The sequence below is a fragment of the Rhizobium oryziradicis genome, assembly GCF_001939045.1.
GTDB classification, from domain to species: Bacteria; Pseudomonadota; Alphaproteobacteria; order Rhizobiales; family Rhizobiaceae; genus Allorhizobium; species Allorhizobium oryziradicis.
In genome coordinates, this window is sequence record NZ_MKIM01000024.1 from 142,606 (window position 1) to 161,377 (window position 18,772).

Here is an 18,772-nt window from a genome sequence, read left to right on the forward strand (position 1 = left end):
CCATGAGACGGTCTAACATGTCGCGCCGGTGTCTTTTTGCAGTCCTGCTCGGCGGTGCGCAGCTTCTTGGCGCGGTTTGCGGTTATGCAGGCCAGAAGGCAGACACCACCACGGCAAGCCCGATTGCCAGCGGACCCGTGCGGCAATTGGGCCGGGTGACGGGCTTTCCGCTGCCGCGCTATGTGTCGATCAAATCCGGCAGGGCGCGGATGCGCGTGGGTCCATCAACGGATTATTCGATCCGCTGGGTGTATGAGGCCAAGGGCCTACCAATTGAAATTATTGAAGAATATGGCAATTGGCGGCAAGTGCGTGACAGTGATGGTACCACCGGATGGATGTCTGCCGTTTTGCTCAGCGGCGATCGAACCGGCCTTGTCGCGCCATGGCGCAGCGCCAAGGACAAGATGATCAGCTTGCGCAACAATCCATCGCCCAAAGCCGGGGTGGTGGCGGAGCTTCAGCCGCGCGTGCGGCTCAATATCCTCAATTGCGACAGCCGCTGGTGCGAGGTGTCCGTTCAGGGCGATGGCGCATCTGGCTATATCCGCCAGGAGTTGGTTTGGGGCGTGTATCGTGATGAAATTATTGGCGAACACCGCTTGTAAGTGCGTCAGCACAAGGGGAAAAATTCCCCTTGTGCTTGTCCTTGTTCCCGAAAAAAACGCGATATGCTTTAGTTTTTAGCAAGTGCTGCGGCACCATTGACAGATGTTGCCGTGGGCAGTCCGCGCAGGCGTGATAGCAAAACCACGGTTGCAATGCCGCCAACCAATGCCACGGGCACAATGGCCATGAGCACTTCCGTCGGGCTGCGCCCTGACGCAACAAGGCCACCGGCCAGAAGCGGGCCTAAAACCGAACCGATGCGGCCAACGGCCACAGCAATCCCAACACCCGTTCCGCGCACAGCAGCACCGTAGCACTGCGGCGCAATGCCGTAGAGCAGCGCTTGCGCACCCATCACGCTCACACCCACCATGGCACCTGCAATTGCATTCATGGCAACATTGGCGGGGGCTATGCCCAGCAGGATCAGCGATCCAACCAAGAGGGCAAAGCAGATGGTGCCATTCAATACCTTGCGCCGACTATCGAGAAACAAGCCGCCCAACAGGCTGCCAGCAGCACCTGCGATGTTGAAAATCAGCTGAATGAGACCGGCCTGCTCGCGGTTGAGACCGCGGGTAACCAGAAGCGTCGGCAACCAGTTCAACAGCAGATACAACACCATGATGCCAAAGAAGAAACCGGTCCACAGCAGCAAGGTCGAAAGAACCGTGCCTTGGGAAAACAGCTGCCGCCATGTGCCTTCGCTCTTGGCTGACTGCTTTTTTTCCACCCGCAGCGGCGGCAAAAGCAGCAGCAGCGGCAAAACCAGCAGCATGGGCATAATGCCACCTGCGATAAAAAGTGTGCGCCAGTCATCATGCAGGCCAGCCATGGCAACAATGCTGGCAACCGCACCGCCCAAAGGCACGCCGGCATACATCAGCGACACGGCCCGGCCACGCCGCTCCTGCGATGTCGCTTCGGCTGCAATGCTGACCAGATTGGGCAGCGCCCCGCCCAGCCCCACGCCGGTGAGAAACCGCATGGCAATCAATTGCTCAACCGTGCTGACACCCGCAGTTGCCAGAGAAAAGATACCGAACACCAGCAGCGAGGCGCACAACCCAAACCGACGGCCAAACCGGTCGGACACGACACCACCGGCGATGGCCCCGAAGATCAGGCCAAAGGTTGCCGATGAAAAGAACAATCCCATTTGCGCTGGCGTTAGCCCAAATACCGGCGCAAGCTTGGGGGCCGCGACACCTGCAGCCTGCAGGTCAAAACCCTCGATAATCGCCGCCAGAAAAATCAGAAAAAAAATGCGGGCCGAACCCGTTTGCGATGTCGTCGCGGACATAATGCCTCCCGTCATTGTTGTCGGATGCTGACCGTCTGCCTCCTCGCGTTCGGTCGCCCCTGAAAATCCACAGAGCTGATATTTTACTGCTGTTAGGCAGCAGAACGTCCAGCCAACGGCGACTGACACGGCTATTATCAACATCCATAAAGTACGTATAACTTACTATCTGTTTTGACATTTAGCAATTGGCAGGCGCGCACATTTCCCAAAATACCGCCCACAGCGATGTGCATGCGAAAGCCCTGCGCTTCATGACTATAAAGGCAGCAAAACCAATGTTTTAAACGACATTCTTTGGAAGAAATAAAACTTCAGGCTTCTGATGTTGCGCAGAATTACGCGCCTGGATTGCGGTCCAGCGCGGTCTTTTCGGCCGCCGTTGGTTTGCCGAGATAGGTTTCGCCCAGGCGGTCGTCGTTGACACGCATGACCACGTGCTTGCCATCTTTTGAAAACAGCACCCGAATGGCACTTTGATTGCAACGCTTGGCTTCGCAGGCATAAAACAGCTGCATCGGCTTGCCATCAACTGGAATTTCCACCGAGGCCAAACCAACATAATCGTCGCGATTGACCATATTGAGCACCCATGGCGGAATGCCCTGCCGACCATAGACCAGCGCTTTCAAAGCATCTTTATGCGGCTTGGAGGTTTGCACAATTTGCGCCAGAAACTGACCGGAGAGGCTTTGCGCGAAGGCTGGAGCCGCCATCATACAGGCAACCACCACCAGAGACGTCCATCTTTGTACCATCCTGCGCTCCTGTGCTTAGGCTCTGTTTACGCATCGGATTTATCTGAAAACCGGTTCCCACTTTTCAGCCGATGCTCACATCTAGGCAACCTCGATCAACTGTTCTGCCGTTTGCAAATCCACCGACACCAGTTGCGATACCCCCTGCTCGGCCATGGTCACGCCAAACAGACGGTTCATGCGGGCCATGGTGATCGGATTGTGAGTGATGATGACAAAACGGGTCTCGGTCGAGCCCGCCATTTCGTCCATCAGATTGCAATAGCGCTCGACATTGTGGTCATCCAGCGGTGCATCCACCTCGTCCAGCACGCAGATCGGGGCTGGATTGGTGAGAAACACCGCAAAAATCAGCGCCATCGCCGTCAAGGCCTGCTCGCCACCCGAGAGCAGCGTCATGGTCTGCGGCTTTTTGCCGGGCGGGCGGGCGAGAATTTCAAGACCCGCATCCAGCGGATCGTCGCTCTCAATCAGCTGCAATTCGGCCGTGCCGCCATTGAACAGGTGAGTAAACAAGCGCTGGAACTGGGCATTGACCACATCAAAAGCGGCCACCAGCCGTTCCCGACCTTCACGGTTGAGGCTCTGGATTGCGCCGCGCAGTTTTTTGATGGCATCGATAATGTCATCGCGCTCCTTGATCAGCGCCGCCAGCTTATCGGACAATTCTTTCTGCTCTTCATCGGCACGAAGATTGACAGCACCGAGCCGTTCGCGCTCCATTTTCAGCCGGTCCAGCTCGCGCTCAACCTCGCGCAGATCGGGTATCGCATCGTCTGGCTTCAAGCCGGTGAGACGAAACGCCTCCTGCGGCGTGACATTCAGGGCCTCCTGAATGCGCAATTCCCCATCCTTGCGCCGCTCGCGTGCCGACAACAACCGCTCCTCGGCCCTGCCCCGGCGCTCGCGGCTCTCGGCCAGGCTTGAAAGTGCTGTCGCCGCCAATTGATCGGCCTCGCGCTGGGTGGTTTCAGCCTCAGCCAGCACATCTGCCGCCGCACGTCGGGCCGCATCGGCCTTTTCCAGCTCATCGATCAAAAGCCTGCGCTTTTCATCAAACTCGTCGGGGGCAGCATCCAGATCCATCATTTCATCGCGGGCCTCGGCTTCGCGGTCTTTCAGGGTGGCAATATGCTCACCGGCACTTTTGGCACGGTCCTGCCAGCTCTGCCGTTCCTGACGAATGGCCATGATGCGCCGCTGGCGTTGATCGCTTTCGCGGGCAAAACCCTCATGGCGGGCGCGGGCTTCGGCCACCATGCCACGGCCTGTGGCCACCTCCATCTGCAATTGCTGCAATTGTCCGTCAAGAGCGGTGAGGTCAGCCTGATCGGCCAAAGCAATCTGCGCCTCCTCGGCCAATCCATCGGCCTCGTCAATCTGGGCACGCAGACCGTTCACGGCCTCTTCCACCACCGCACGGCGGCGCAACAGATCACCTGAGGCACGTTCCGCCGCACTCAAGGCATCGCGCGCTTCGGCCACTTGCCGCAGCACCAGCTTTTGCCGCTCCCGCCGCTCCGTCAGCACAGTTTCGGTCTGGGTGATTACATCTTTCGCCGCAGCAAGCCCCTCTTCTGCTTCATCCAGCGCAAAGCGGGCTTCCTCGGCTTCCATCTCCAATTCCGCTAAGCGGTTTTTCTGCGCCAATCGCAACGCCGCAGCGCTGGGCGCTTCCGAGCCGGTGATATGCCCATCCCAGCGATAGACGGCCCCTTCTTTGGTCACCAGCCGTTGGCCGGGCTTGAGACTCGGCATCAAACGCGCTGCCGTCTGCGCGTCTGTCACGCCAATCTGTTTCAGACGGCGCAACAACGCATCCGGGGCCTGCACATAGCTGCTGAGCGGCGAAATGTCCGAAGGCAGTGCCGCATCATCCGCATGGGGTCCGGGCATCGCCCAATGGGCGGGGGCGCGCGCATCCAGCGGGCTTTCCAGATCATCACCAAGGGCGGCACCCACCGCTGTTTCAAAGCCGCGCTCGACTGTCAGCTCATCGGCGACCGGCGAAAATTCGCCCGCTGTTGCCGATGACGACAGCATTTTGGCAATGGTCTTGGCTTCGGTTTCCAGTGCCGCCAGCTTGGAGCGCGCCGCATCCACCGGCCCGCGCGCCAGGCTTTCCGCCCGCCGCGCATCGCTCAGGCGCTCTTCGGCGTCGATAACAGAGCTTTCCGCCTCTTCCGCCGCATATTCGCCCGCTTCCACCGCCTCACGCTTTTCCTCCGGATCCGGCAGGGCTGCAAGCTTTTCGGCCACAGCCTCCAGCTCGCGGTTGGCATCATCGGCTTGCCGATCCAGCCGCAGGCGTTTTTCCGCCAGATCACGAAGGGCGCGCTCCAGCTGGTTGCGACCGGCTGCCGCTTCGGCCCGCTCGGCGGTGATTGCCGCAAAGCGCTTTTCTGTCTCGGTTAAGCTGTCAGATGCCTCTTCAAAGGCTATGCGCAGATCATCAGCCTCGCGTCCGCTTTCCGCCAAAACCTCTTCCAGCTCGGCTTCTTCAGCAGTCAACCGGTCAAGAACCTGGGCATTGTCAGCCACCAACCGCTCCTCGCGGCGAATGTCCTCATCCAATTGGGTCAAACGCCTAGTCAATTCATCACGACGCTTGAACAAGCGTCCGGCATCTTCTTCCAGCTGGGTGCGGGCGATTTGCAGCCGCTGCACCGCGGCTGCAGCCTTGACTTCATTGTCGCGCAATTCGGGTAGTTTCAGGCTGGCAATGGCCTGAGCTTTGGCCGCTTCCATCTGGGCTTGCGCGCGCTCGGCCACCAGCGAGGTGGCTTCATTCAAAGCAGTTTCTGCCTCCGCTTCAGCAAGCTTTGCCTCTGTCCAGCGAATGTGTAGCAACATGGCATCGCGGGCGCGAATATCAGCCGAAAGCATTTTAAAGCGGTTGGCCTGGCGGGCCTGACGTTTCAGGCTTTCAATCTGGCTTTCCAGCTGGGCAACAATATCTTCCAGCCGTTCCAGATTGGTCTCCGCAGCCCGCAGCCGCAGCTCGGCCTCGTGGCGGCGCGAATGCAGGCCGGAAATGCCAGCGGCCTCTTCCAGCAATTGCCGCCGCGCTTGCGGCTTTGCCTGAATAAGCTCCCCAATGCGCCCCTGCCCGACCATGGAGGGCGAGCGCGCGCCGGTAGAGGCATCAGCAAACAGCAATTGCACATCCTTGGCGCGGGCTTCCTTGCCATTGATGCGATAGACCGAGCCGTTTTCACGCTCAATGCGGCGCGTGACCTGAATTTCATCACTGTCGTTGAAGGCAGCCGGTGCGGTGCGATTGGAATTGTCGAGAAACAGGCCAACTTCGGCAGAGTTGCGGGCCGGACGATTGCCAGAGCCTGAAAAAATCACGTCATCCATGCCGGATGCGCGCATATTTTTATAGGAGTTTTCGCCCATCACCCAGCGCAGCGATTCCACCAGATTGGACTTGCCACAGCCATTTGGCCCGACAACGCCGGTGAGACCTCGCTCAATCATAAATTCCGTTGGCTCAACGAAGGATTTGAAGCCAACCACACGCAGCTTGGTAAACTTCATGATGGGACCTGCAGGCAAAACGCTTGGCATGGGCCAAACGAAAAAACGGGCGCACGGCTTTCGCCGTCACCCGTTTTAAACAGAAACGTCGGATTAAAGGAAGCTATCAATAAGGGCCGACATGGAATCAACCGGCATATCCCCTGTATAGACCTTGCCGTTAATAATGAAAGTTGGCGTGGAATTGACACCGAAGTCCTTGGCACCACGATCACGCACAGCCGTCACTTCGCCAGCCAGCTTGGTGTTGGTCAGGCAAGCCTGGAAGCTTTCCTGTGTGAAACCGGCCATTTTCGACATTTGCAGCATGGCATTGCGCACATCGCCATCACTTGGGGCGGCCCAGGCGCGCTGCTGCTTCAAGAACATGGTGATAAACGGATAATATTGCTCAGGCGGGGCGCAACGCGCCAGCATGAAGGCAGCCGTTGCCGCAGGATCGAACGGGAATTCGCGGAACACGAAATAAACCTTGCCCGTATCGATGTATTTTGTCTTGATGGCGTCGAAGGTGACCTCGTGGAAATGCGCGCAGTGCGGGCAGGTCATCGAGAAATATTCAACGATCTTCACCGGCGCATCAGGCTTGCCCAGCGCCTGCTCTGGCAGTTCACCGGGCTTGAGGACGGCTGCCATATCGACGCTGCGGTCAGATTTGGGCACCTCGACGGCGGCCAAAGCAGGGCTTGCGAGGCTTGCAACGGCAGCACCTGTGGCGGCTGTCGCAAGACCGGCCAACAAATGGCGCTTGGTGAGGTTCAGTTCAAAATTCGACATCGAGACACCCGCTTCAAAAGAATAACACTACAGACGCTTATAGCGGCTCACGTGAGGTTGCAAGCCAGCCACTTTATTGCTCTCAAAGCTATGTGGCGAAATTTCAACGCTATTTCAAATGACAAATTGGTCATGTCGGCATGAGGCGCTGCAGACCGCGTGCCTGTCACGCCTTCTTGGCGGCCAAAACGGCGCGGCCAAGGCGCTCAATGGCTTTTTTCAAATTGTCGCTCTCAATACCTTCGGTCATTTTTTGCAAGCGCTTGGTTTGCACGGCGTCCAGCCTTGGTGGGCCACGCCGATGTTTTGCCGTGTCCGACACCGGCTTTTGCACAATGCGGATCTGGCCAATGGCGTGATAACCAAAAAAGCCATTGATGCGCGCCAGCAACTCGCCTTGGGCATGGTTGAGAAACAGCGCGCGCGCGCCTTCGCAAGCAATGGTCAGCACGCCCGCACGGTGGCCTGCATCCTGTCCGGCATAATCACGCCTTGGCCAGGCGATTTTTTCTGGCCGGGTGCAATCGGCAAAATCGGCTCCGGCAATGTCATCCCAGGATGACAAGAGTGCGGTGTTGATGCCAGCGCGACGCGCAATCACCGGATCAATGATCCGGTTGGTCAGCTCTGCAATCTGGGCGGCACCGCGCCTGTAAGCCTTCACATCATCCATCCGCTTGGCTCGGCAATCTGCTTTATCGAGATGACAACGCATGCCGTTGATGCCATTATAAACCAAAACTGCCAAAATCGGAATCGGTTAAATCCAAAACTGTGCAGCCTACAGCTTGGCTTTTGAGCGGGCGGGAAACACCCAGCAAACGCCGGCATGAACAATACGCCGCAGGTCTTCGCATATCCGGAAAAGATAGGCCGGAATCCGCCGCCATTTCTTCCACTTCAGCTGGCCATAATCCGTGCCGACAACAATATTGGACGGTGAATTGCCCCCTTGAAACATCGGCAGAACGTTGTCGGTGACATTATAGACCCGAACGCCATTGGCCCAGCCTCTGCCCAGCGCCACATCATAGGGCAAAGACATGGGCTTGAGCGCTTTGAGCAATTTGATTGCAGCACTGCGGGTGAGCGCATAGGCGGCCGCCGAGCCTTCGGGGCCAAAAGCGCAGGCCCCGACTCGGATGCCGCTATAAACATCAGCCACTTTCAAAAAGCCACCAAGGCGATAATGCACCAGTTTGACCAAGGAATTTTGCGGCAAACTGGCCAAAATTGCTCTGACTTTTGCATCGAAATCAGCAACCAGTTCTACATCGTCTTCCAAAATCACGCCCGCTGGCATGCCACTTTGCACAAAAGCCTCGATGGCGTGCAGGTGGCTCATGTAGCAGCCATATTCGCCCGCAAGCGCCGTACGACCGTTGCGGCGGCCAAATTCGCCCACATCAAAATCCTGCCAATCTTCGCGCTTGATTGTGTGACCATCCACCGCATCCACGCGCGTGAGAGTCAGTTGATGCGCCAAAGCCGATTGCTCTATGGCCTGCCAACGCTCAACCGAACGGGCGAGATTAATAACATAAATAGGCAATTGGCCATCAAAGGACATCAGCAAAGCACCAGATTACAGCATAAACGAACCCGCCCGTAGCACTTTTGTTTCGCAACAGCATGCTATAGACAGTCGGGAGACATATATGGCTATTCCTATGGCCACATCAATGCGGCATGTAAAAATGACATATCACAACAAATTGCTGCTGGGTTGGTATGATCGCCACCATCGTGATCTTCCCTGGCGCATCTCGCCCCCCATGGCAGCGCGCGGTCAATCGGCTGATCCTTATCATGTGTGGCTCTCCGAGGTGATGTTGCAACAAACCACGGTGCAGGCGGTCAAACCTTATTTTCAGAAATTCCTCGCCCGCTGGCCAACCGTTGTCGATCTTGCCAATGCGCCCACCGAAGAGGTGATGGCCGCCTGGGCGGGCCTCGGCTATTATGCGCGCGCCCGGAACTTGAAAAAATGCGCCGAAGCGGTGGCCGCTGACCACAATGGCATATTCCCTGATACCGAAGAGGCGTTGCGCGCCCTGCCGGGCATTGGTGATTACACAAGCGCCGCTGTTGCCGCCATTGCCTTTAACCGACAGGCGGCCGTGGTGGATGGCAATGTCGAGCGGGTCATCACCCGGCTGTTTGCCATTACCGATGCCATGCCGGGAGCCAAGCCGCTGATCAAGGCAAAAGTTGCGATGATCACCCCCAAGGACAGACCGGGTGATTTTGCCCAAGCGATGATGGATCTGGGAGCCACCATTTGCACGCCCAAGCGACCAGCCTGCGTGCTCTGTCCTTTCAATGGCGAATGTCTGGCGCTGAAACTCCATGACCCTGAGCATTTTCCGGTCAAAGCGGCCAAAAAAGCAAAGCCCGTGCGGCTGGGGGCGGCCTATATTGCGCTGGATGATCAAAACCGGATTTTGCTGCGCAAGCGCGAAGACAAGGGCTTGCTGGGCGGCATGACCGAGGTGCCGACCACCGAGTGGACCTCGCGCATTGATGGCGACCACACCGACGCCAGCGCGCCGATGGCCGCCGATTGGCGAGCTTGCGGCGTGATCACCCATGTGTTTACCCATTTCGAGCTTCGGCTCTCGGTGTTTCGTGCCGATAACATCACTGCCAACACCAGCAATCACGGATGGTGGGAGCCGCTTGCAAATCTTGATGCGCAAGCCCTGCCAACGGTGATGAAAAAAGCCATAACACAGGCTATTCCTCAAGCCTTCACACCAGAAAAGGGATAAGGCATGACTGAGATCCGGCATATTGTTTTTGATATTGGCAAGGTTCTGATTCATTACGACCCGAATTTGCCCTTTAGCCGGATCATTCCCGACGCCGCTGAACGCAAATGGTTTTTCGACACCATCTGCACCCATGATTGGAACATCGAGCAGGACCGGGGCCGCGAGTGGGCAGACGCCGAAGCGCTGTTGATTGCCCAATATCCAGATCGTGCAGAGCATATCCGCGCCTTTCGCAAACATTGGCGCGAGATGGTGCCTCATGCCTATGAAGGCACCGTTGCCCTATTCAAGGGCCTGATTGATGCCGGGCATGATGTGACCATGCTGACCAATTTTGCTGCTGACACTTTTGTCGAGGCCAGAGAAATGTATCCCTTTCTCAACACCACCCGTGGCATTACCGTGTCTGGCGAGGTTGGCCTGATCAAACCGGATGTGGCAATTTATCACCGCCACGCCAAGGATTTTGATCTGGACACGGCCCACACGATTTTCATTGATGATACCATGGTCAATGTGGAGGGCGCGAAAGCTGCGGGCTGGCAGGCGGTGCAATTTACCAGCCCGGAAATGCTACGCGATGATTTGACGGCCTTTGGAGTTCTGAAATGAGCGACGCGAAAGTTTTCCTGAACGGCCATATTGATGTTCCAACGGATCGGATCGCATCTGTCACCGCAGCTTTGCCTGTGCATATCGCACTCACACGGGCAGAACCGGGATGCCTATCCTTTGAGGTTCAACCCTGCCCTACCATTGCGGGACGCTTTTTGGTCGCAGAGGTCTTTGTCAATCAGGCCGCCTTCGACGCACATCAAGCTCGCACCAAGGCCTCCGACTGGTTTACCATCACCGTCGGAATCCCACGCGATTACACCATCCGGGCTGAGGCGGCTGCATAACGGCGACAATGCCGTGCGATTTCTAAAACGCACGGCATTTTGCATGATCAATACAGCGTCGCTTTGGTCCGTGCTGGCAAATCCCGATCATAGGCCTCGCCATCAAAATCCTTGATGATATTTTTCATGATCTGGCCCGCCGACGGCAGGCTGGTGCGCTCCACATACAGGCTTGGGTCCCAGAGTTTGGAGCGCACAATGGCTTTGGCGCAGTGGAAATAGACGCTGTTGATGGTCACCAGAATAACGGTGCGCGGCAGTTTGCCATCGACTGCAAACCTCTCCAGCATGGATGCATCCGCCGTGATGCTGGCGTGACCATTGATGCGCAAGGTTTCGCCAACGCCTGGGATGAGGAACAGCAGCGAGACGCGACTATCGGCAATGATATTGTTGAGATTGTCGATCCGGTTGTTGCCGGGCCGATCCGGGATGGCCACGGTTTTCTCATCAATGATCTGCACAAAGCCCGGTGCATCACCTTTGGGAGAGCAATCTGTACCCTCCGGCCCAACGGTAGCCAACAAGATGAAGGGTGAGGCTTTGACAAAAGCCGCGTAATCATCATTCAGATGGGCAATTTCCTTGGCCCGTGAGGTTTCCTTCACCGGTCCGTAAATTGCGCTCAACTGCTCCAAAGTCGTGATGGTCATTGCATCTCTCCCAATCAATCGCCGGGAGTATCATGGCATTGAAGCTAGAGGGCAAGCCCGATCAGGCTGCCACGGCCGCTTTTGCCGCATCTTCGCAGATCTCTTCCAGAGCGGCCTCGAAATCGCGGGCAAAACGTGCGGTGTCAAACAGCGGTGCGCTGGTGCGCGCCTCAATAAGGTGCTGGCGCAGGTGAAATTGGCGGACTTCATCCTGCGCCAGATCGATCGCCAGGCGACCGAATTCGTCAATATCGTCAGCCACCAGCTCAGCGAGACCGACGGCGTTTAAAAGGCTCTCGCTGACGCGCGAGGCAAAACTGGTTCCCTTGAAGGTCACCACCGGCACACCGGCCCACAGCGCATCCGCCGTGGTGGTATGACCATTACAAGGGGATGTGTCGAGGGCAATATCGGCATAACAAAGGCGTTTGAGATGCTCCGACATCGATTTCTTTTCAGCGAAGATAATGCGAGACGGATCAACGCCCATTTTGGCAGCTTCCGCCCACAGGTTTTGCTTCACGATGGGGCGCATATCCAGCAACCACAGCACCGAGCCATCCACCGCGTTCAGGATATCCATCCAGCGCTGAAACACGTGATGCCGCAGCTTGACCGTCTGGTTGAACGAGCAAAACACCACGCCCTCTTCCGGCAAACCGTGCTGGCTGCGCGGACCATCGCGCATCACCTGCATGCGCTTGCTGTCATTGGCTTGATAGCTATTGGGCAGGCGAATGATTTTCTCGGCATAAAACGGCTCGGATGCTGGCGGCACCACAAAGCGATCGGCAATGGCATAATCAATGCCCACACCGATAACGCTGCCGGGAAAGCCAAGGTAAGACACTTGCACAGGGGCGGGCCTGCGGCAAAACAGGTTGAGCCGATTGCCAAAGGTAAAGCCCTTGAGATCAATCAGAATATCCAGATCCAGCCCAAGAATGACGGCTTCTGCCGCATCATCATCCAGAGGCAAAAGATCGACATAATGGTCGACGGCATCCAAAAACCGCTGCCGCATGGGGCCTTTGCGCAAATGCGCAGGCGTGTGGCACAGGCCATAGACCTCAAACCGCTCTTTGTTGTGCCCCTCTAACACACCGGCCAGCAACAGCATGGTGGCATGGTCATAAAAATCGCAGGAGACATACCCAATGCGCAAGCGGCGGCCCGCTTTTGGCCGATAGGCGATGGGCGGCGCAACTTTGCTCATCCGGGTTTCGGCGGTGCGGATGGCGCTGAACACATGGTAGGCTTCATCACCAGACCAGTGCAGCGAGCGAAAGACGTTTTCGCGAATATCAGGCCGCTCGCCGTCAGTGGCATAGGCCTGTTCCAACTGGGCCTGCAACTTGTTGGCCAGCTCAAACTCGCACAGGCTGATCGCGCACCAAAACAGTTCTGTCAGAACCAGACGCTCAGTAGGGTTTGCCTGATAGGCGGCTTTAAGCACCGGAAATGCTTTTTCAACATGGCCAGTGCCGAGCAAAACCATGCCCGCATTCAGCCAATTGTCGAAATCGCGGCCAATCTCCACCAGCTTTTCAGCAAAAGGCAGCGCATCAGGATAGAGGCTTGCTTCGCGATAAAGGCTGCAAATGGAGTGATTGACATCCACATCATCGGGCAAATGCTGGTGCAGCTTCAAAAGCGCTACCAAAGCACGGTCCGGCTGATTGTGATCCATATAATATTGGCAGGCGCGAAACGCCACTTCCCGCTTCAAGGAGGGCGTGAGATCAATCACGTCTTCAAACAGCCGGGCGGCTTCAAGCAGATTGCCTTTTTGCTCAAAAATGCTGGCGGCCAGAATATAGGCATCAGCATGGCTTGGTTCCGGCTGCAACAGGGCAGAAATCGTGGACAGCGCCTGATCATAGGCACCTTCCTCATATTCCTTCCGCGCCTGATGATACAATGCCGTCACAATCTGCTCCCTCTGCTGGGGAGAAGCAGATAGACAGGCAGACTTGCCCCAGGCTGTAGGATCATGAAAAGAATTCAGCTTTAAAAAGCATGAGGCCCGAAACGTTTTCCGTTTCGGGCCTCGTGACTTCACCGGGACGCAATACCTTTCCGATGAAGAATGCCAGGGTAGCGGTAAGTCCTTAAAATTCTGTCAATATTTACGATAATTTTGCCATATCTGCTCGAATAATGCTGCGCAGATCATCAATCGGCTTCAGCTTGCCCTGATCTTCAAAATGCCAGAACGTCCAGCCATTGCAGGCATCCAGCCCCCGCACCCGCGCACCAACGCGGTGGATGGAGCCAGCCTCGGTGCCAGACACCAGCGTGCCATCGGCGCGCACAATGGCCGAATGCTTGCGCTTTTCGCACGACAGCACCTGACCAGGCTTCAGCAAGCCGCTGTCGAGCAAGGTGTTGAAAGCAACGCGCGGCTCGGTCTTTTTGCCGGTCATCACGGTCAACTCGATTTTGCCCAAAGGCTCAACCGCATCAATGCGGGCAGACGCCGCATCAATGTAATCCTGCTCGCGCTCAATGCCGACAAAGTTGCGGCCCAAGCGCTTGGCCACGGCACCGGTGGTGCCAGAGCCAAAAAACGGATCGAGAATCACATCGCCGGCCTTGGTGGATGCCAAAATGATACGCGCCAGCAAGGCTTCCGGCTTTTGGGTCGGATGAATTTTCTTGCCATCATCGCCCTTGAGGCGCTCGCCGCCCGAGCAGATCGGAAACAGCCAATCCGAGCGCATTTGCACATCATCATTGGAGGCCTTCAATGCATCGTAATTGAAGGTGTAGCTCTTGGCTTTCGCATCGCGCGATGCCCAGATCATCGTTTCATGGGCGTTTTGAAAACGACGACCTTTGAAATTGGGCATGGGGTTGGTCTTGCGCCAGACAATATCGTTCAGAATCCAGAAATTGAGATCCTGAAGGGTCGCGCCGACCCGGAAAATATTGTGGTAAGAGCCAATCACCCAAATAGTGCCATGGGGCTTCAACACGCGCCTGCACGCCAACAACCAGGCGCGTGTGAAGGCATCATAGGCATCAAAAGAGGCAAACTGGTCCCATTCATCATCCACGGCGTCGACAACGGACTGATCCGGCCTGTGGAGCATGCCGCCGAGTTGCAGATTATACGGTGGATCTGCAAAAATCACATCCACCGACTGATCCGGCAAAGCCTCCAGCGCGGAAACGCAATCGCCTTTGATGATGCTGTTCATCCAGGCAAAAGGATCGGTAGAACGACGGAGATCGGCGATCGGGAAGACAGAAGCCATGGGATACTCACTGGTTACGCTGACGCAGCACAATTGGAATGGCCTTATGGTTACCGAACTTGGTTACCAAATGCTGAACGCCGTCCCAGATATTGACGAATTATAGTCCAGACTCGACGATACAAGCGCATCCACGCCCTCAAGAGCTTTGAATATCTCAAATGCAGAAAGACCATGCGATATTTGAGGGTAAAATCGTAACAGCCGTTTTCAACGACTGTTACGAAGGGCTTTCAGATTCAAATTGAACCATTCGCACGAGATATGGATTTTATCTGCCGGTTACCCCCTGCCCCTTGTCGATCCCCTTTGAGATAATTGTAGAATAGAATCAGAATCTCCGCTGAGACAGAAACGTGAAATCACGAAGGTCGAGGCTTCAAGCCTCCGTGATTGGGCCACATCGGTCTAACTCGTGGCGAATGGCCTCCACAACTGCTCTCGTTCGGCTTCGTGGGAGAGGTCAATCGTAACCTGCAGACCAGTTTTGATACGCCGCCGCAGGACGTTGGCGCGGTCAGAATTGGCCTGAAGCATACCACCGTCATGAAGTGTTTGGAGCCGAGAACGCGAAACTCTCAACTCTAACGCCAGTAGACGGTCGAGGCGTATGCTCGTTGGAAATGGAACCACCAGCTCTACCTCCAATTTCGTCCAATTATCAGCTTCGTGGAGAAGCACTTTTTCGATATCAACCTCCGAAAACTCATCGACACGCTGCGACTTGCGCCTCAGAGCTTCAAGGTTGAATGTTTCCGCCCGGATCCACTGCGGATCGTTGGACTGTAGCGCTTCCATAACAACAGGATCGATGTCGCGGACATTTTGCCGCTCAAAGATCGGCCTGTTCCATGTCTTTTCGCAGGTCAGGCACTTGTAGATAAGCCACGCATCAAGCTTGCGACCGTTGGCGTTGAGCCGGATTTTGCCGCTGGATTGAAAGGCTCTCAGGCACCCACATCCGCTGCACGCAATCCAAGGCTGGGGAGCTATTTGAGGAATGACGGTCCATCGGACCCGAAGTATATTGCACATATCGTCTTGGTCTTCCGTTCGGAAGTCCACCAAGATGGTGCATGAGAAAACCCTAACGGGCACGGCGTGGCGATGTTCTGGGCGGCTGAAGAGCTGAGACAGCGGAGCTGCACATGGCACATTTTAACAATGCCAAACCGGTCTCTCGCCACCACCCGATGAACATGAATATACGCCGACAGCATGTTGCTATCCGGCAGTACGGGTGAAACTGGATGAGACCGGTATTTACTTAGGCAAAGTCTACCTCAATGCGCCAACACTCTTCAACTGCAGCAATAACAAGAGATCGTTGCGAATTAAAGCCCCTCGTTGCATTTCTAAACTGAAAGCTACTACATTGGGACTTTTATGCAACTATGTGATGAAGGCACAATCTCTCCACCTGTGGACGAGACGCGCCATACGAAAGAGGGTTTAGAGTTTGTCAGGGGAAATGGAAGCCGGTTTTACCTGACAAACGTTTTCATTCGCAAGATACGATCAATGCCTCCGCATAACCACTGCTGGCAACCCCATCACAAAGGCCGGACCACTCGCAGCCTGAACAGCCCCTGCGCACAGAGCCATCGGAAAACGCCTGCCGCAGGCGTGCAAGCAGGGCCGCATCCGGCACAATCATTGTGTCGGGAGCAACCGGTTGCTGTAGCAACGCACTCACGGCACTTGCTGCCTGACGATCACGCCCGTTAACACTTTCACCGAAGCAATGGGCATCCGCAGCATGGGTCAAGGGCTGGCACAGGTCATCCGGCCCCTCAACGATCATAATGGCTTCGCCAGCACTCAAGCGCTTGGCAACAGCATGATAATTTTCAACAAAATCCGGCGTATAGCCTTTGCCCACAAAGGTCAGCATGCACAGCAAGTGGTGAGGCCTGAGCCGAACTGTCATGACAACGCCTGTTTCCTCAGCCAACAATCGCAAAGCGTTCCGATTGCTTGTCACCGATCCGTGACGGGGGTGCGCGGCCAATGCGGCCTACGTGGCGTTCCAATATCGTGCAGGCATCCTGCACCGCCCCTTGGCGCAATGCTTTCAAAATCGCCTGATGGTCGTGGTCGGTCTGGCGCTCCCAGCCACTTTGCCAGCCAGCCAGCAAAAACCGAGCACTCACCGCATGCAGATCATCAATGGCACTCAGCAGTCTTGGCATGTCGCAGGTGGAAATGATCAGGCGGTGGAAGCGTCGGTTGGCGGCTTCCCAACTTTCCACATTGTCGGCCACATCGCACTCATTGGTGGCGGCTTCGGCTTCCGCCAAAATAGCCGGGGTCAGGTTTGGGGCTGCGTGTTTCAGCGCCAGCACTTCGAGGGCGGCGCGCATATCGGCCACTTCCCGCACCTGCTTGAGATCAAAGCTTGCCACACGCACACCGCGGCGCGGCAGGCTCACGGCCAAGCCTTGCGCTTCAAGACGGCGAAACGCTTCGCGCACGGGCACGTGGCTGGCGGCAAATTCTTCCGCTATGTGGTCCTGCGCCAGCCGCATGCCGGGCTGCAACTCGCCGCGCACAATGCGTCCGGCCAGCACACGCGCAATCTTTGCGGCAATTGTGTCATCTTTACCTTTGGTCATGATCTTCTGATTACGTCCAAGCGGGCGATTTGTCGAGACATTGCACTGCTGCCAGAGCATGCAACAGGAATTGTTCTTTTGGGCATCTTCGTGTAGCAAGCGGCCTTTGATATAGCGCAGGATGTTTTTGCTCATGGCCGGTTTCGACCTTATCCTTTTCGATTGCGATGGTGTGCTCGTTGATTCTGAAATCATTGCCGCCAAGGTCGAGTCCAAATTGCTGACCGAAGCGGGTTATCCGATTTCAGTCGAAGAAATGGGCGAGCGCTTTGCGGGCATGACATGGAAAAACATTCTGCTCAGCATTGAAAAAGAAGTGGACATTCCACTGTCTGCCAGCCTGATCGACAAATCGGAAAGCTTGCTGGACCAGCGACTGGCCCGCGAAGTCAAGATCATCGAAGGCGTGGTGTTTGCCCTGTCGCGTTTGACGACGCCGCGTTGCATCTGCTCCAACTCGTCATCGGCGCGGCTGGATATGATGCTGACCAAAGTGGGCCTGAAAGAAGCGTTTGCCCCACATATCTATTCCGCCAAGGATTTGGGGGCTGAGCGCGTCAAGCCAAAGCCCGATATCTATCTGCATGGTGCCGCCCAATTTGGAGTCGATCCGAAAAAATGCCTGGTGGTGGAAGACAGCGTGCATGGCGTTGAAGCTGGCCGTGCGGCGGGCATGCGGGTGATTGGTTTTACCGGCGCGTCCCACACCTACCCATCCCATGCCGACCGGCTGACCGATGCAGGCGCCGAGACCGTGATTTCACGCATGATGGATCTGCCCGCCGTGGTGGCTGCCATGGCCGAGTGGCACGGGCCACTGTAATAGGCTAAGTGGCGCGAGCCACTGTAATAAATAGGCAGGATGCCGCAAACGGCATCCTGCCCCAATTTTACTTATGCCGCTTTTTCGAGTGGGTTTTGTTCGGTGCTACTTTTGCCGCACCTTGATCGAACCCAACAACAACCTGTGTGGTGGCAGATGGATTGGCGGCGAGCGAAATGTCCTTGCTGAACAGGAACTGCACCGGCTGATCTGCACTTGCCAGCGTGGCACTAAAGGGCACCAACTCGTTGACCAGCACCTGATCGCCATCCTTCACCTGCACGCGAATGGGCATGGACAAGGTGCCAGCATGGCCTTGCGGCCCGGCAATCAAACGTCCGGCCACCTGCGCCTTGATGGTCATGCCGGTGTCAGATTGCATGCAGGCGCGGGTTGTTTCGGCCAAGGACGCCTGAAACACCACATCCTGATCATCCTTGCTGCCTGATTTGGCATAGGTGCGGTAATAGGACGAATCGTCATTCAACACCACTCTTGGGCAAACGCCCTGCACAACAGCCCCCGCAGGTGCGGCCGCTGTGGCGGGTGCCGGGCTGCTTGTACCAAACAGGCCACCACCACCGGAACCGCTGGTACTGCAGCCAGCAAGGATAGCGGCCAAGGACAGGGCGGCTGCGCCGCGCACGACATTTTGAAACACCGGATCACACCTTCTGTATCATTGCTCTGCATTATCACGTCTGGACCGCACCGGCTTCAAACCGACACAAATCAGAAAATCGGCTTTTACAGCG

18 protein-coding genes are annotated in these 18,772 nt (G+C 56.4%); 5 read left to right on the top strand and 13 right to left on the bottom strand.

Features of this window, described 5'->3' with window-relative positions; all coding sequences use genetic code 11:
* Positions 1-17 precede the first annotated feature (17 nt).
* Entirely contained in the window at positions 18-608 is a 591-nt protein-coding gene (locus BJF95_RS06275) for an SH3 domain-containing protein (protein ID WP_075638608.1), read from the top strand.
* Positions 609-676: 68 nt separating this feature from the next.
* Here BJF95_RS06275 and mhpT read toward each other — a convergent pair whose 3' ends face one another.
* The 6 genes from mhpT to BJF95_RS06305 all read right to left on the bottom strand — a co-directional run bounded on the left by mhpT (position 677) and on the right by BJF95_RS06305 (position 8,560).
* Positions 677-1,912, bottom strand: a complete 1,236-nt coding sequence (mhpT, locus tag BJF95_RS06280) for a 3-(3-hydroxy-phenyl)propionate transporter MhpT (RefSeq protein WP_083638720.1) — start codon at positions 1,910-1,912, stop codon at positions 677-679.
* A 338-nt stretch (positions 1,913-2,250) separates the two neighbouring features.
* A complete protein-coding gene (locus BJF95_RS06285; protein ID WP_075638610.1) occupies positions 2,251-2,670 on the bottom strand; it encodes an Ivy family c-type lysozyme inhibitor in 420 nt (139 codons plus the stop codon).
* Positions 2,671-2,751: 81 nt separating this feature from the next.
* On the bottom strand, positions 2,752-6,213 hold the full coding sequence (smc, locus tag BJF95_RS06290) for a chromosome segregation protein SMC (protein ID WP_075638877.1): 3,462 nt from the start codon (positions 6,211-6,213) through the stop codon (positions 2,752-2,754).
* A 93-nt stretch (positions 6,214-6,306) separates the two neighbouring features.
* On the bottom strand, positions 6,307-6,990 hold the full coding sequence (locus BJF95_RS06295) for a DsbA family protein (RefSeq protein WP_075638611.1): 684 nt from the start codon (positions 6,988-6,990) through the stop codon (positions 6,307-6,309).
* A gap of 166 nt (positions 6,991-7,156) precedes the next feature.
* The gene (locus BJF95_RS06300; protein ID WP_083638743.1) at positions 7,157-7,663 is read right to left on the bottom strand and encodes a DUF721 domain-containing protein; all 507 of its coding nucleotides are present in this window, start codon (positions 7,661-7,663) and stop codon (positions 7,157-7,159) included.
* Positions 7,664-7,771: 108 nt separating this feature from the next.
* Positions 7,772-8,560 carry a glycosyltransferase family 25 protein gene (locus BJF95_RS06305; RefSeq protein WP_075638612.1) on the bottom strand — a complete coding sequence of 263 codons (789 nt, stop codon included), beginning with the start codon at positions 8,558-8,560 and terminating at the stop codon, positions 7,772-7,774.
* A gap of 88 nt (positions 8,561-8,648) precedes the next feature.
* On the opposite strand from BJF95_RS06305, the gene mutY reads away from it, so the two are divergent.
* The 3 genes from mutY to BJF95_RS06320 are packed head-to-tail and all read left to right on the top strand — an operon-like array spanning position 8,649 to position 10,666.
* Positions 8,649-9,761 (top strand): A/G-specific adenine glycosylase, encoded by a 1,113-nt coding sequence (mutY, locus tag BJF95_RS06310; RefSeq protein ID WP_245297243.1) that lies wholly within the window; start codon positions 8,649-8,651, stop codon positions 9,759-9,761.
* 3 nt (positions 9,762-9,764) lie between these two features.
* Positions 9,765-10,376 (top strand): HAD family hydrolase, encoded by a 612-nt coding sequence (locus tag BJF95_RS06315; RefSeq protein ID WP_075638613.1) that lies wholly within the window; start codon positions 9,765-9,767, stop codon positions 10,374-10,376.
* Positions 10,373-10,666: a putative quinol monooxygenase gene (locus tag BJF95_RS06320; RefSeq protein ID WP_075638614.1), complete on the top strand. Its 294-nt coding sequence runs from the start codon at positions 10,373-10,375 to the stop codon at positions 10,664-10,666. Before BJF95_RS06315 ends, BJF95_RS06320 begins: the two co-directional genes overlap by 4 nt.
* 47 nt (positions 10,667-10,713) lie before the next feature.
* On the opposite strand, the gene BJF95_RS06325 is transcribed toward BJF95_RS06320, so the two are convergent.
* The 6 genes from BJF95_RS06325 to BJF95_RS06350 all read right to left on the bottom strand — a co-directional run bounded on the left by BJF95_RS06325 (position 10,714) and on the right by BJF95_RS06350 (position 17,194).
* Positions 10,714-11,319 (bottom strand): pyridoxamine 5'-phosphate oxidase family protein, encoded by a 606-nt coding sequence (locus BJF95_RS06325; RefSeq protein ID WP_075638615.1) that lies wholly within the window; start codon positions 11,317-11,319, stop codon positions 10,714-10,716.
* Positions 11,320-11,380: 61 nt separating this feature from the next.
* The gene (locus BJF95_RS06330) at positions 11,381-13,249 is read right to left on the bottom strand and encodes an O-linked N-acetylglucosamine transferase, SPINDLY family protein (protein ID WP_075638616.1); all 1,869 of its coding nucleotides are present in this window, start codon (positions 13,247-13,249) and stop codon (positions 11,381-11,383) included.
* A 199-nt stretch (positions 13,250-13,448) separates the two neighbouring features.
* Entirely contained in the window at positions 13,449-14,579 is a 1,131-nt protein-coding gene (locus BJF95_RS06335; protein ID WP_075638617.1) for a site-specific DNA-methyltransferase, read from the bottom strand.
* 408 nt (positions 14,580-14,987) lie between these two features.
* The gene (locus BJF95_RS06340) at positions 14,988-15,614 is read right to left on the bottom strand and encodes a DUF1062 domain-containing protein (RefSeq protein WP_075638618.1); all 627 of its coding nucleotides are present in this window, start codon (positions 15,612-15,614) and stop codon (positions 14,988-14,990) included.
* A gap of 466 nt (positions 15,615-16,080) precedes the next feature.
* Positions 16,081-16,509, bottom strand: a complete 429-nt coding sequence (locus tag BJF95_RS06345) for a DUF1284 domain-containing protein (RefSeq protein ID WP_075638880.1) — start codon at positions 16,507-16,509, stop codon at positions 16,081-16,083.
* A gap of 16 nt (positions 16,510-16,525) precedes the next feature.
* Entirely contained in the window at positions 16,526-17,194 is a 669-nt protein-coding gene (locus BJF95_RS06350; protein ID WP_075638881.1) for a GntR family transcriptional regulator, read from the bottom strand.
* Positions 17,195-17,327: 133 nt separating this feature from the next.
* Here BJF95_RS06350 and BJF95_RS06355 point away from each other — a divergent pair, with 133 nt between their 5' ends.
* Positions 17,328-18,017: an HAD family hydrolase gene (locus BJF95_RS06355; RefSeq protein ID WP_075638882.1), complete on the top strand. Its 690-nt coding sequence runs from the start codon at positions 17,328-17,330 to the stop codon at positions 18,015-18,017.
* Positions 18,018-18,084: 67 nt separating this feature from the next.
* On the opposite strand, the gene BJF95_RS06360 is transcribed toward BJF95_RS06355, so the two are convergent.
* Positions 18,085-18,678 (bottom strand): hypothetical protein, encoded by a 594-nt coding sequence (locus tag BJF95_RS06360; RefSeq protein WP_075638619.1) that lies wholly within the window; start codon positions 18,676-18,678, stop codon positions 18,085-18,087.
* Between the last annotated feature and the right edge of the window lie 94 nt (positions 18,679-18,772).